Raw genomic sequence first — 13,427 nt, forward strand, 5'->3', positions numbered from 1 at the left:
AGAAAAATTAGCCAGCCACAGCTTTATTTTTATCTTGCTTAACGAGCGGTTTACCCGAGAAGAGAAACTTCAGCACCGGTATGCGTAAATGGATTTCGTACAGTATCACCGCAATCCCCACCACAAACAGCAGGCCGCAGAAAAAGCCCAGCAGATTCGATGAGATATGCGGTGTGATATACGCGCCAAAAAACAGCGTCAAAGGGTGGTGCACTAAATAGATAAACAGCGACGCGTTGACAAAATAGGTTACGCGGGCCGACTGGAAATTCAGCAAACGGTGGCCAAGTGAAAAGACGACGTTCACCATCCACAGTCCCATGACCATGGTGATGACATATTCGGTTTCATACATCCACGCGTCGCCACTGCCATAACGTTGATTGAGCAGGTAGGCGACAAACGCCAATGCGGCGCCTATCGTACAGCCGCGCGATGGCGTGGTGAACAGCGCTTTCAGATTAGGATTGATAAACGCCAGTGCGCCGAGCATAAAGAAAGGCACATAGAACAGCGTCTGCATAACAATAAAATTAAACATGCCATCGCTGAGAATTGAAGGGTAGAGGATGAAAATCGCCCTCCTGACGGCGGCATAACCGACACCCAATAAAATAAAAATCAGCGTTAATTTGCTCATCGACACAGAAGAGGGGTTAGCACCTTCTCTACGCATTGTCTTATTTTTCATCTGGGTAAATACCCACATGCTTACGGTCGTTAAAACCACCAGAACCAGTAAAAACCACAGATGAGAAATAAGCTCCCAGGCCAGCGTGTTGTACTTTTCGTACCCGCTGAGAGTATGCCAGCTGTCTGCTTTGCCCTTCACGTATTGCAGCATGATAAATTGCGGCAGCGTCAGCAATGGAATCGCCGTCAGCATGGGGATTCCCACGCGTTCTACACGTACTTTCCACCACCGCTTTAGCGGATAGCGCAAAAATAACATGTACGAAAAGTAACCCGAAATAACAAAGAAGACCTGCATGCGAAACGCATGGATAAAATCGTTAAAAAGGGTCAACCACCACGACGGCTCTGCGCTGTTCACGTGCCAGGTATGGGTGGAATAGATCAGAGAAATATGGAAGGGGATCCCTAACAACATTAGCCAGGCACGGATGGAGTCAAGAAAATATTCACGTGGTGGTGATACAGAGCTCATAGACAGTTACGTATTCTCAGACTTTTCGTCTTATCCCTAAGACGAATAATGGTTACATTCGAGGCCAACCCTACACGAAGTCCAACAACCTGTCTCCAGGATAAGCACGCAAAGTGAAAACAGCAGACAAAGCTGCTTAAAGCATGAGCCAGCGCGCGAACAATACAGGGATTCAGTTGTCGGAATGCCCGATTATCCATTAAAATGGATCGGATCAATATAAGCACACAAAGGGGGAAGTGCTTACTAATTATGAAACATAAACTACAAATGATGAAAATGCGTTGGTTGGGTGCAGCAGTCATGTTAACGCTGTACACATCATCGAGCTGGGCGTTCAGCATTGATGATGTTGCAAAACAAGCTCAATCCTTAGCCGGTAAAGGCTATGAGGCGCCAAAAAGTAACTTGCCCTCCGTTTTCCGCGACATGAAATATGCGGATTATCAGCAGATCCAGTTTAATCGCGATAAAGCTTACTGGAGCAATCTCAAGACCCCATTTAAGCTCGAGTTCTACCACCAGGGTATGTACTTCGACACGCCGGTCAAAATCAACGAAGTTACCGCCACTGCGGTGAAAAGAATCAAATATAGCCCGGATTACTTTAATTTTGGCGATGTTCAGCATGATAAAGACACGGTAAAAGATCTCGGTTTCGCCGGGTTCAAGGTGCTGTATCCGATCAACAGCAAAGATAAAAACGATGAAATCGTCAGCATGCTCGGTGCCAGCTATTTCCGTGTTCTCGGCGCAGGCCAGGTCTACGGTCTTTCTGCGCGCGGTCTCGCGATCGATACCGCTCTGCCTTCTGGTGAAGAATTTCCCCGCTTCCGTGAGTTTTGGATCGAACGTCCGAAACCGACTGACAAACGTTTAACCATCTACGCCTTGCTGGATTCTCCGCGCGCAACCGGAGCGTATCGCTTTGTCATTATTCCGGGGCGTGACACGGTTGTTGATGTTCAGTCCAAAGTTTACCTGCGCGACAAAGTGGGCAAGCTGGGCGTGGCGCCGTTAACCAGTATGTTCCTGTTCGGCCCAAACCAGCCATCTCCGGCAACGAACTATCGTCCGGAACTGCATGACTCTAACGGTTTGTCTATCCACGCTGGCAACGGCGAGTGGATTTGGCGTCCGCTGAACAACCCGAAACATCTCGCGGTGAGCAGCTTTGCCATGGAAAACCCGCAAGGTTTCGGTCTGTTGCAGCGTGGTCGTCAGTTCTCGCGTTTTGAAGATATTGACGATCGTTACGACCTGCGTCCGAGCGCCTGGATCACGCCAAAAGGTGACTGGGGCAAAGGTAAGATTGAGTTAGTTGAAATTCCGACTAACGATGAAACGAACGATAATATCGTCGCGTACTGGACGCCGGATCAACTGCCTGAAGCGGGCAAAGAGATGAACTTCAAGTACTCCCTGACGTTCACGCGTGATGAAGACAAGCTTCATGCGCCGGAAAATGCCTGGGTACAGCAGACTCGTCGTTCTACGGGTGATGTTAAACAATCCAATCTGATTCGTCAGCCAGACGGTACTATCGCGTTTGTGGTGGATTTTACCGGCGCAGACATGAAAAAGCTGCCGCAGGATACCCCGGTTACCGCACAAACCAGCATTGGCGACAACGGCGAGATCGTTGAAAACACCGTGCGTTACAACCCGGTCACTAAAGGTTGGCGTTTGATGCTGCGCGTGAAGGTGAAAGACGTGAAGAAAACCACTGAAATGCGAGCAGCTCTGGTCAATGCCGATCAGACGTTGAGTGAAACCTGGAGCTACCAGTTACCTGCCAATGAATAAGACAACTGAGTATATTGACGCAATGCCGCTTTCGGATATCGAAAAAGCGGCACTGCCGAAAACTGACATCCGCGCCGTTCATCAGGCGCTGGATGCCGAGCATCGTACTTACTCGCGCGAAGATGATTCACCGCAGGGTTCAGTGAAAGCTCGCCTTGAGCAAGCATGGCCAGATTCTCTGGCGAAAGAGCAGTTGGTTAAGGACGATGAAGGACGCGATCAGCTTCAGGCGATGCCAAAAGCAACGCGTACTTCGATGTTCCCCGATCCCTGGCGTACCAACCCGGTTGGTCGTTTTTGGGATCGTCTGCGTGGACGTGATGTGACTCCGCGTTATCTTTCGCGTTTGACGAAAGAAGAACAAGAGAGCGAGCAAAAATGGCGTACCGTTGGCACAATCCGCCGCTATACGCTGTTGATCTTAACGCTGGCGCAAACGGTCGTAGCAACCTGGTATATGAAGACGATCCTTCCGTACCAGGGTTGGGCATTCATAAATCCGGTCGACATGATGGGGCAGGACCTGTGGGTGTCCTTTATGCAACTGCTGCCCTACATGCTACAGACCGGCATTCTGATTTTGTTTGCCGTACTTTTCTGTTGGGTCTCTGCGGGGTTCTGGACCGCGCTGATGGGCTTCCTGCAACTGCTGATTGGGCGAGATAAGTACAGTATCTCCGCCTCAACGGTAGGGGATGAACCACTGAATCCTGAACACCGTACCGCACTGATTATGCCTATCTGTAACGAGGACGTTGACCGCGTATTCGCGGGGCTGCGCGCCACGTGGGAGTCGGTTAAAGCAACGGGCAACGCTGAGCATTTTGATGTTTACATCCTGAGCGACAGCTACAACCCAGATATCTGCGTAGCGGAACAAAAAGCGTGGATGGAACTGATTGCTGAAGTGCAGGGCGAAGGGCAGATTTTCTACCGTCGTCGTCGTCGTCGTGTGAAGCGCAAAAGCGGCAACATCGATGACTTCTGCCGCCGTTGGGGGAATCAGTACAGCTATATGGTAGTGCTCGACGCTGACTCCGTGATGAGCGGAGACTGTCTCAGCGGTCTGGTACGTCTGATGGAAGCAAATCCGAACGCCGGGATTATCCAGTCTTCGCCGAAGGCTTCCGGTATGGATACGCTGTATGCGCGTTGCCAGCAGTTCGCGACCCGTGTTTATGGCCCGTTGTTTACCGCCGGACTTCACTTCTGGCAGTTGGGTGAATCGCACTACTGGGGTCATAACGCCATCATTCGCGTGAAGCCGTTTATTGAACACTGTGCGCTGGCGCCGTTACCAGGTGAAGGCTCATTTGCCGGTTCGATCCTCTCCCATGACTTCGTGGAAGCGGCATTAATGCGTCGTGCCGGCTGGGGCGTGTGGATCGCTTACGATCTGCCGGGTTCTTATGAAGAGCTGCCGCCAAACCTGTTGGATGAACTCAAGCGTGACCGTCGCTGGTGCCACGGTAACCTGATGAACTTCCGTCTGTTCCTGGTCAAGGGGATGCACCCGGTTCACCGCGCGGTGTTCCTGACCGGTGTTATGTCCTATCTGTCAGCGCCGTTGTGGTTCATGTTCCTCGCGCTGTCTACCGCCTTGCAGGTAGTCCATGCGTTGACGGAGCCGCAGTATTTCCTGCAACCGCGGCAGCTATTCCCGGTCTGGCCGCAGTGGCGTCCTGAACTGGCGATCGCGCTGTTTGCCTCCACCATGGTGCTGCTGTTCCTGCCGAAGCTGCTGAGCATTTTGCTTATCTGGTGTAAAGGGACGAAAGAGTACGGTGGATTTATTCGCGTCACGCTGTCGCTGCTGCTGGAGGTTCTGTTCTCTGTGCTGCTGGCGCCGGTGCGTATGCTGTTCCATACCGTTTTCGTGGTGAGCGCATTCCTCGGTTGGGAAGTGGTGTGGAATTCGCCGCAGCGTGATGACGATTCAACCCCGTGGGGGGAAGCGTTTATGCGTCACGGTTCTCAGCTACTGCTGGGGCTGGTGTGGGCTGTGGGTATGGCCTGGCTGGATCTGCGTTTTCTGTTCTGGCTGGCGCCGATTGTCTTCTCGCTGATCCTCTCGCCGTTTGTTTCCGTAATTTCCAGTCGTTCTACGGTTGGGTTACGAACCAAACGTTGGAAGCTGTTCCTGATCCCGGAAGAGTACTCTCCGCCACAGGTGTTGGTGGATACAGATAACTACCTGGTGATGAACCGTAATCGTACGCTGGACGACGGTTTTATGCATGCGGTGTTTAACCCGTCGTTTAACGCGCTGGCGACGGCAATGGCGACTGCGCGCCACCGCGCCAGTAACGTTCTTGAGATTGCACGCGACCGTCATGTGGAGCAGGCGCTGAACGAAACGCCGGAGAAACTGAATCGCGATCGTCGCCTTGTGCTGTTAAGCGATCCGGTGACCATGGCGCGTTTACATTATCGCGTCTGGAATTCACCTGATAAGTATTCTTCGTGGGTGAATTACTATCAGGGTCTGACCCTGAATCCGTTAGCGCTCAGGAAAAAATAAGCGTTCTGTAATGTGAAAATACCGGCCTGGTGCCGGTATTTTTTTATACTTAATAAAAAGAGTCATGGGGTACCAGATGCGAATAGTGGCAGTGGCGATAATGGTCTTGTTCCTGAGCGGATGCGGCAGCATTATTAGCCGGACCATCCCAGGACAAGGGCACGGCAACCAATACTATCCAGGCGTACAATGGGATGTCCGCGATTCAGCATGGCGCTACGTTACTATCCTCGATCTGCCTTTTTCGCTGGTGTTTGATACGTTGCTGCTCCCTCTGGACATCCACCATGGGCCTTATGAGTAATTATCGTTCATCCCACTCGTCGGCGGCCGTCTGACCTTCTTCGGTATCCAGAGGCGGCTCAAGCTGGAATTCGCCTTCATCCCATTCGTGGAGGGTGTTTTCCTCCAGCCATTCCTGGCGAATTTCAATCTCATCATAATCACCATCAAAAACGCTTTGCGCCGCTTCACCGCTTAGTATTGGCAGACATTCACCATCGACATCATCCTCATCGGCAAAGAATTCTGCTTGCCACATAATGTCGCCATCCTGTAGCACGTATTTTTGTACGCTTAGCTGCTGAACACTGGCATCGTCAGCCTCCAGACCCGGGTTATCTGCCAGAAACACTTCACGAGCAGCATCAATAGCCTCTTCCAGCGTGGCATAAAAATACATGTCATTCTTTGCCATAATCTTCTCCTAAGGTGAACAATAAATGGTGATGATTCAATCTATAGACCTCGATCCGCGGAGCGTCAAACCCATTGACTGCAGAGCTAACCTAAATGAATGCCAGCCGTTGGTAGCGACGACAAGGTTTTATGATGACGTCTTCGATTGGTATGGAAAAATTTACAATGCGAGATACTGAAGTTGGCGTAATGGACGACCGCGAATTTGAGAAAAAAAGGTAATGTGTGTGGTTAGCTGTGACGTAATGAAAATCAAATAAATAAACGATACTGTTATATAAATGAATCTTCAGATTTAATACGTATTTATTCGAGTTTTTGATTGTGCCAATGCCCATTGTTCTGATGAGAGGATGTCTAACCTTATTAAAATAAAGGAAAAAATATTTATTAATGTGAAAAAATCACAGAGGTAATTATTGAGAGGTACTGAACTAAAGAAGCGTAAAAGTAATGACTAAGTATCCGCCATGTGCAACATCTGTTAATGGTGTGAGGCGTTTTAAAAAAAGATACTTAATAATAGATGATTAATACCAGGTGTTATAAATGGAGAAAAAATCATTAAATAATAAATGAATAAATATCAATGAAGTTGTACGGCTATATAGATTGCAAATGCTTATGCTTTATTATATAAAATGCCAACTCAAGAATACTCCTAAGGATGTTATGGAAAACAGTAATTCAAATAACAGGAAGTTGATGGCGTTCTATATAACTTGCTTAATCAGCTATATTCTTGGGGGGTTATGTCTTACGCAGTTTAAATTAACAATACAGAGCGTTCCGCAAACAATATATTTGATTATCATAGTAGGCTTGTTCTTTTTATATGGAATTATTTTCCTTTTTATGTTGTTTCAGTATTTATGCAGGAAAGATCTAACGTGTCTTATGATCTTAGGTATGGCGTTTCTTAGCAATAATATTTTCTTTGTGGAAACTATTTATATCGTTCAGGATTTAATTAATGATCACACTTCGATAGAAAAAAGAACTAACGATATCGCTATATTCTATTATTTTCGCCAACTTAGTTTTATTGCCTTGTTATTTGTATCCTTGAAATCTTATAAAGCATCTTCGACAGTAATTGAAACTAAAGAAAGAGAACCATGCTATATAGCGGTGGCGTTTTTAATCATGTTGGCTATCGCTGTACTGGCGCATAGCCTGGCCAGTTATAATCCGGGCATGACCCTTGAGATTACGAGCTTAAAACCCGACAACGTAACCGTTCACTGGCATATTGGCTACATTTATTCACTGATTGTTGCCTGGGGGATGGTTCTGCTATATTTGGTTATTAAAACTAAAACACATAATATTTTATGGAAAAGTATCGGCTTACTGTGTTGCTCAGGAATATTAACTAATGTACTGCTATTAAGCTTAGATGAATATAGTATGTATATTTGGTATATCAGCAGAGGGATTGAGGTGATCAGTACCCTTTGTATAATATCGATATTAATGTATAACACTTTTATTATTCTAAAAAAAGAAACGGATTCGGCTATCAAAGATGCCATGACCAAAATATACAACCGAAAGCTGTTCTATAGATCGTTAAAAACATCGCTAGCGAAAGGCGTGGTTTGCGTAATGGTCCTCGATATCGACAAATTTAAACGAATTAACGATACCTATGGGCATCAGGAGGGGGATCGGGTAATAATAAGTATTGTTGATATAATCAACAATTCAATTAGAGACTCGGATATCTTTGCACGCATCGGTGGTGAAGAGTTTGCTATTCTTCTTAAGTGCAAGGATAAAGATGAAGTTCTTGTCGTTGCAGAACGAATCAGAAGAAATGTTGAGCATGGAACGACCATACCCAATGCCTATGATTTAAAAGAAAAGATGACGATCAGCATCGGTGTATATTGTAGCAAAGCTGATGATGATTCGGCGGATAAAGTTGTTTCTTATGCCGATGCTGCATTGTATGACGCCAAAAACTCTGGCAGGAATAAGGTGTGTTACTATTATCATTAAAAGTAAAATGAATACTGCCTGAAAACGCAAAGTTTACTCTTCGGATTCAGGCAATATAGACAAATCATCCAGCGAGCTCAGCGCTCCGGCGACGGCGCAGGCTATTCCACGAATAGATCGCGTTAAATAGTACAACCCCCGCGGTCACGCAGAAAACCGCGCGAAAGCCGTAATTGGCGGATATTGCCGCCCCCATTAATGGTCCCGTTACGTTGCCGATGTCGCGAAATGACTGGTTGTAACTGAAAATACGCCCGGCAACTTGATTGGTTGAGTTATAGACCAGCAGCGTTTGCACCGCCGGGAGCAGAGCGCCGTCGGCAGCACCCAATAAAAAACGCAGAACGCCCAATTGCCAGGGCGTATGTACAAATGACATCGGAATCAGCAATAGCACGGAAATAATCAGTGCGACGATCAGGATCTTCTCCGGGCCAATCCGGTCACCGAGTTTGCCAAGCCTTGGGGCACTGATTAACGCCGCTACGCCGGGTACGGAGGCAATCATCCCACTAATGAACGCGATATTACTGACGTTTCCGGCTAATTCCCGCACGTATAACGTCAGGATTGGCGCAATGGAACCGGTCGCCACCTGAATGATTAAGGTGGTGACAAACAGGCTCAGCACCAGTTTGGGATTTTTTAACGAGGCCACGACTTCACGTATGTGCAGCATCTCTTTCTTGCTTACCGGCTGAAAACGCTCGCGGATAAAAAATAGCGTTAGGATAAAACAGACCAGCAGTACGCTGGCGGTAATGAAGAATACGGGACGCAATCCATACTGGTCAGCGAGTAGTCCACCTGCCAGCGGCCCGAGCAGTGCGCCACTGACGCCGCCGGTAGAGAGCGTTCCCAGCGCCCAGCCGCTTTTATTGCGTGGAACCTGGGTGGCGATCAACGCATTGGCGTTGGGAATGAAACCGCCGAGCAGACCCAACAGCGCGCGCAGAACCAGGAACTGCCAGATATTTTGCGCCAGCCCCATCAGCAGCATCACAATAGCCATACCCAACGCGGAACGCAGCAGCATGATTTTTCGCCCTTTGCGGTCGGCAAGGCCACCCCAGAAAGGGGAGGCGATAGCTGAAAACAAAAAGGTGATGCTGAACACCAGACCTGACCACATGTTCAGGGCGCTATGGCCCGTGACGCCGAGACTCTCAACGTACAAGGGCAAAAAGGGCATGACCAGGCTAAATGCTGCGCCGGTTAAAAAACAACCCAACCAGGCAACGGTGAGGTTGCGTTTCCAGTTTATGGGGGCATCTGAGGGTGACATAACGATCCGCAGTGTGAGGCGCTGTATACGCTATCGATTGAATATAAGTAAGCAGACTAATTATGCGCCCGGTTGATAGTTGCTGCAATGCGGATAGCAGTTAAACCTAAAGCGAGTAAGGAGGGGTTGCAGCCCACTGGACTGCAACCGCGTGTTAGTACAGGGAAGGGGCGCCTTCAGGACGAGTCTTGAAGCGACGATGCAGCCACATATACTGTTCTGGGGCCATCATGATGCATTGTTCAACGATCTTATTCATCCATGCAGCCGTGGTTTCCGCATCGTCTAACGGCGGTGAACACTCTGACGGTAGCATAATCAGTTGATACCCTTTACCGTCGGGCTTACGGCGAGGAACAAATGGGACCAGGCAGGCATTCGACATGCGTGAAAGCATCCAGGTCCCGGAGGTCGTAGCGGCCTGTTCAACGGCAAACAGCGGTACAAACACGCTGGCGCGAGGGCCGTAGTCATGATCCGGTGCGTACCAGACCACTTCGCCTTTTTTCAACGCTTTAATCATTCCTTTCAGGTCTTTACGATCAAGCATTGATTTATTAGAGCGCATGCGGCCCCAGGTCTGTAACCAGTCGAGCAGTGGGTTGTCATTAGGACGATACACACCGATACCTGGCTCCTGCAAACCAAACTGACGTGCACCCAGTTCCAGGGTCAGAAAGTGTAGGCCGACTAACAGGATCCCCCGCTTTTGCGCCTGAACGTCACGGATATGTTCCATCCCAATCACTTCTGTCCAGCGTGAAATGCGCTTATCGGACCAAAACCAGGCCATCCCGGTTTCCATCACGCCCATGCCGACGGACTCGAAGTTCCTGACGACCATCTGCTGGCGTTCCTGCTCACTCATCTGCGGGAAGCACAGCTCCAGATTACGTGAAACGATTTTTGCCCGGCGTTTCATCAAACGTAACGCCAGACGACCTAACGCACAGCCCAACTTGTAAAGTACCGGGTAGGGTAACTGCACGATTAACCAAAGGATGCCAATACCCAGCCAGGTTAACCAATAACGTGGATGCAGTAGTGCAGCCGAAAACTTGGGTAAATTCGTCATGTCTATCCTGTCTTCAAACGACCAATTCCCTGTATTGTCGCATTTTTTCGCGCGTATCAAAAATTTGTGACGGGAGAACGGTGATTAAATCGGCAATTGTTGTTGTGTTTTTATCGTGAAGTATGAAATGTAGCGTAAAATGTGTGGATGTAAATTGGCGATGTTTGCTTTATGATGCCGCCGATTTTCATTTACTCCCTATTTGCAGGATACGTACACCATGCCAGTGTTACACAACCGCATTTCGAACGACGCGCTCAAAGCCAAAATGCTGGCCGAGACTGAGCCGCGCACGACGATCTCGTTTTATAAATATTTCACCATCGATGACCCGCAGCATACGCGTGATGCGCTGTACCAACTGTTCACTGCGTTGAATGTGTTCGGGCGTGTATATCTTGCCCATGAAGGCATTAACGCGCAAATTAGCGTGCCGCAAAGCAACGTGGATGCATTTCGCCAACAGCTGTATGCATTCAATCCTGCCCTGGATGGATTACGTCTTAATATCGCCCTGGACGATGACGGAAAATCGTTCTGGGTGCTGCGCATGAAAGTCCGCGAACGCATTGTGGCGGACGGGATTGATGATCCTGACTTTAACGCCAGCGACGTGGGTGACTACCTGAAGGCGGCTGAAGTGAACGCCATGTTGGACGATCCTGACGCGGTATTCATCGATATGCGCAACCACTATGAATATGAGGTGGGGCATTTCGAGAACGCGCTTGAGATCCCGGCAGACACATTCCGTGACCAGTTGCCGAAAGCGGTTGAAATGATGCAGGAGCATAAAGATAAAAAGATCGTTATGTACTGCACGGGCGGGATCCGCTGTGAGAAGGCCAGCGCCTGGATGAAACACAACGGATTTAGCAAAGTCTGGCACATTGAGGGGGGTATTATTGAATATGCCCGCAAGGCGCGTGAACAGGGGCTTCCGGTACGTTTCATCGGCAAGAATTTCGTTTTTGATGAGCGTATGGGAGAAAGGATCTCTGAGGATATTATCGCGCATTGTCACCAGTGCGGAACCGCATGCGACAGCCACACTAATTGTAAAAATGATGGCTGCCATTTGCTATTTATTCAGTGCCCGGCTTGCGCGCAGAAGTATAAAGGCTGCTGCAGTGAGCTGTGTTGCGAAGAGAGTGAGTTGCCAGAAGAAGAGCAACGACGTCGTCGCGCCGGGCGTGAAAATGGCAACAAAATCTTTAATAAATCCCGCGGTCGTCTGAATACCAAACTGGGTATTCCGGATCCCGCGCAATAAAATTTTGCCGGATGATGGCTGTCACCTCATCCGGCAACACGCATACGTTACTTCTGCTGCACACCTTCCACTGAGATGATTAAATCGACTTCCTGCGAAGCAGGGCCGAGATCGGTGGTGATGTTGAAGTCCTTCAGCTTAATTTTGCCTTGCGCTTCAAAACCGGCGCGCGTGCCACCCCATGGGTCGCCACCCTGACCAATCAGTTTCGCATCCAGTGTAACCGGTTTGGTGACGCCGTTCAGGGTCAGATTACCGGTGATATCGAGGTCGTTCCCCTCTTTCTTCACGCTGGTGGAACTAAAGGTCGCCTGCGGGAATTTGGCCACGTTAAGGAACTCTGCGCTGCGCAGGTGTTTGTCACGTTCGGCGTGATTGGTGTCAACACTGTTGGTGTTGATGGTGACGTTGACCTTATCGGCAGCAGGATTTTTTTCATCAAAGGTGAATGTACCGTCGAAATCTTTAAACGTGCCATACAACCAGCTGTAACCCAGGTGCTGAATACGGAAATTAACAAAGGCATGCTGTCCCTCTTTGTCAATTTTGTAATCTGCCGCCATGGCTGAGCCGGTCGTGAATAACAGAGAGGCGAGTGTCAATCCCAGCAGGTTTTTTTTCATTTTAAGCTCCATAGTCAGATGACGATTTTCCCAACATGCGCTTCAGGGTATCGTCGTGATCGATAAAGTGATGTTTCAGGGCCATAAGCCCATGAAGAAGCGATAAAACCACCACGCTCCATGCAAGCCACAGGTGCAAGCTGCCGGCAAGGTCGGCCTGAGCGCCCGCGTTGGCAAGAGTGGCGGGAATATCGAACCAACCAAATACGCTTATCGCTTTGCCATCTGCGGTCGAGATCAGATAACCGCTGATAACAATCGAAAAGAGCAGGGCGTAGAGTGTAAGGTGGCCCATTGCCGCTGCGATGCGGGTTAAACGGGAATAGCTTGTCAGCGCAGCAGGAGGAGGGGAGAACAACCGCCAGACAACGCGGATGACCAGCCCCATCATGAGCAGGATTCCGATGCTTTTATGCAGTTCAGGGGCCTGGTGATACCAGCCATCGTAATAGCTGAGCGTGACCATCCATAAACCCAACGCAAACATGCCATATACAGCAATCGCAACCAGCCAATGTAACGCGACTGACACCACGCCATAGCGCTGTGGACTATTAGTGTATTGCATAAGAACACCGCGAGATATTTCAGGAGTGAATAAAAATGGCGTGTAAAAGACATTAATGCAACTAATAAATAACAATGGTGATGATATTTATTTTTAAATCAATTAAATTGATTGAGTATGAACATAATCATCAAATGATTAGAGAGAATGTGCGAGGGGATGGCTTTATTACACGGTGCGAATGGGGTTTTTCTTGTTCAGTTTATTGCAATGAAAATTAAGTAAGCATCAGTTTTTGTCAATTAATGTCAGCGAGATACGATCAGAAAAACATAATATATATCACATCCATAATTGCCAGCAGCGACCATAAAATAATGTAGAGCATAAGATGCTCACGAATATTATTTACCAGATAATGAAAGATGCGCCGCATCAATGTTATTCCTGTCATTAAAAATGGCC

The 13,427-nt window shown here is 48.5% G+C and carries 12 protein-coding genes; 5 read left to right on the forward strand and 7 right to left on the reverse strand.

From position 1 onward, the window contains the following. Positions 1-7 precede the first annotated feature (7 nt). Positions 8-1,168 carry a glucans biosynthesis protein MdoC gene (gene mdoC, locus FHD02_RS09940; RefSeq protein ID WP_137361008.1) on the reverse strand — a complete coding sequence of 387 codons (1,161 nt, stop codon included), beginning with the start codon at positions 1,166-1,168 and terminating at the stop codon, positions 8-10. Positions 1,169-1,438: 270 nt separating this feature from the next. Between mdoC and mdoG the strand changes: the two genes are divergently transcribed. The 3 genes from mdoG (at position 1,439) to FHD02_RS09955 (ending at position 5,799) form a co-directional block, all read left to right on the forward strand. After that, complete coding sequence (gene mdoG / locus FHD02_RS09945) at positions 1,439-2,974, forward strand: glucans biosynthesis protein MdoG (protein ID WP_087857802.1); 1,536 nt, start codon at positions 1,439-1,441, stop codon at positions 2,972-2,974. Further along, positions 2,967-5,495, forward strand: a complete 2,529-nt coding sequence (mdoH, locus tag FHD02_RS09950) for a glucans biosynthesis glucosyltransferase MdoH (protein ID WP_042309231.1) — start codon at positions 2,967-2,969, stop codon at positions 5,493-5,495. Before mdoG ends, mdoH begins: the two co-directional genes overlap by 8 nt. 76 nt (positions 5,496-5,571) lie before the next feature. Then, a complete protein-coding gene (locus FHD02_RS09955) occupies positions 5,572-5,799 on the forward strand; it encodes a YceK/YidQ family lipoprotein (protein WP_038639644.1) in 228 nt (75 codons plus the stop codon). On the opposite strand, the gene FHD02_RS09960 is transcribed toward FHD02_RS09955, so the two are convergent. Continuing rightward, a complete protein-coding gene (locus FHD02_RS09960; RefSeq protein ID WP_137361051.1) occupies positions 5,800-6,177 on the reverse strand; it encodes a MysB family protein in 378 nt (125 codons plus the stop codon). Positions 6,178-6,866: 689 nt separating this feature from the next. On the opposite strand from FHD02_RS09960, the gene FHD02_RS09965 reads away from it, so the two are divergent. Continuing rightward, positions 6,867-8,198, forward strand: a complete 1,332-nt coding sequence (locus FHD02_RS09965) for a sensor domain-containing diguanylate cyclase (RefSeq protein ID WP_220393842.1) — start codon at positions 6,867-6,869, stop codon at positions 8,196-8,198. Positions 8,199-8,262: 64 nt separating this feature from the next. On the opposite strand, the gene mdtG is transcribed toward FHD02_RS09965, so the two are convergent. Both mdtG and FHD02_RS09975 read right to left on the reverse strand, forming a co-directional pair. Beyond that, positions 8,263-9,483, reverse strand: coding sequence for a multidrug efflux MFS transporter MdtG (gene mdtG, locus FHD02_RS09970; RefSeq protein WP_137361010.1), 1,221 nt, complete (start codon positions 9,481-9,483; stop codon positions 8,263-8,265). Between the two features lie 154 nt (positions 9,484-9,637). Next, on the reverse strand, positions 9,638-10,558 hold the full coding sequence (locus FHD02_RS09975; RefSeq protein ID WP_220393843.1) for a Kdo(2)-lipid IV(A) acyltransferase: 921 nt from the start codon (positions 10,556-10,558) through the stop codon (positions 9,638-9,640). A 220-nt stretch (positions 10,559-10,778) separates the two neighbouring features. Here FHD02_RS09975 and FHD02_RS09980 point away from each other — a divergent pair, with 220 nt between their 5' ends. Then, on the forward strand, positions 10,779-11,831 hold the full coding sequence (locus tag FHD02_RS09980; protein ID WP_137361012.1) for a rhodanese-related sulfurtransferase: 1,053 nt from the start codon (positions 10,779-10,781) through the stop codon (positions 11,829-11,831). Positions 11,832-11,878: 47 nt separating this feature from the next. Here FHD02_RS09980 and FHD02_RS09985 read toward each other — a convergent pair whose 3' ends face one another. From FHD02_RS09985 to FHD02_RS09995, 3 genes are all read right to left on the reverse strand, one after another. After that, positions 11,879-12,454 carry a YceI family protein gene (locus FHD02_RS09985; RefSeq protein WP_042309224.1) on the reverse strand — a complete coding sequence of 192 codons (576 nt, stop codon included), beginning with the start codon at positions 12,452-12,454 and terminating at the stop codon, positions 11,879-11,881. A gap of 1 nt (position 12,455) precedes the next feature. Beyond that, entirely contained in the window at positions 12,456-13,022 is a 567-nt protein-coding gene (locus FHD02_RS09990) for a cytochrome b (protein ID WP_061381779.1), read from the reverse strand. Between the two features lie 262 nt (positions 13,023-13,284). Continuing rightward, complete coding sequence (locus FHD02_RS09995) at positions 13,285-13,398, reverse strand: YceO family protein (protein ID WP_003036148.1); 114 nt, start codon at positions 13,396-13,398, stop codon at positions 13,285-13,287. Positions 13,399-13,427: the final 29 nt, after the last annotated feature.

The sequence above is a fragment of the Citrobacter sp. EC_71 genome, from assembly GCF_019584005.1.
Taxonomy (GTDB): Bacteria; Pseudomonadota; Gammaproteobacteria; order Enterobacterales; family Enterobacteriaceae; genus Citrobacter; species Citrobacter werkmanii.

Bases quoted from the DNA above. Each gene is read 5' to 3' on its own strand.
- mdoC (WP_137361008.1), bottom strand. From the start codon at position 1,168: ATGAGCTCTGTATCACCACCACGTGAATATTTTCTTGACTCCATCCGT.
- mdoG (WP_087857802.1), top strand. From the start codon at position 1,439: ATGATGAAAATGCGTTGGTTGGGTGCAGCAGTCATGTTAACGCTGTAC.
- mdoH (WP_042309231.1), top strand. From the start codon at position 2,967: ATGAATAAGACAACTGAGTATATTGACGCAATGCCGCTTTCGGATATC.
- FHD02_RS09955 (WP_038639644.1), top strand. From the start codon at position 5,572: ATGCGAATAGTGGCAGTGGCGATAATGGTCTTGTTCCTGAGCGGATGC.
- FHD02_RS09960 (WP_137361051.1), bottom strand. From the start codon at position 6,177: ATGTATTTTTATGCCACGCTGGAAGAGGCTATTGATGCTGCTCGTGAA.
- FHD02_RS09965 (WP_220393842.1), top strand. From the start codon at position 6,867: ATGGAAAACAGTAATTCAAATAACAGGAAGTTGATGGCGTTCTATATA.
- mdtG (WP_137361010.1), bottom strand. From the start codon at position 9,483: ATGTCACCCTCAGATGCCCCCATAAACTGGAAACGCAACCTCACCGTT.
- FHD02_RS09975 (WP_220393843.1), bottom strand. From the start codon at position 10,558: ATGACGAATTTACCCAAGTTTTCGGCTGCACTACTGCATCCACGTTAT.
- FHD02_RS09980 (WP_137361012.1), top strand. From the start codon at position 10,779: ATGCCAGTGTTACACAACCGCATTTCGAACGACGCGCTCAAAGCCAAA.
- FHD02_RS09985 (WP_042309224.1), bottom strand. From the start codon at position 12,454: ATGAAAAAAAACCTGCTGGGATTGACACTCGCCTCTCTGTTATTCACG.
- FHD02_RS09990 (WP_061381779.1), bottom strand. From the start codon at position 13,022: ATGCAATACACTAATAGTCCACAGCGCTATGGCGTGGTGTCAGTCGCG.
- FHD02_RS09995 (WP_003036148.1), bottom strand. From the start codon at position 13,398: ATGCGGCGCATCTTTCATTATCTGGTAAATAATATTCGTGAGCATCTT.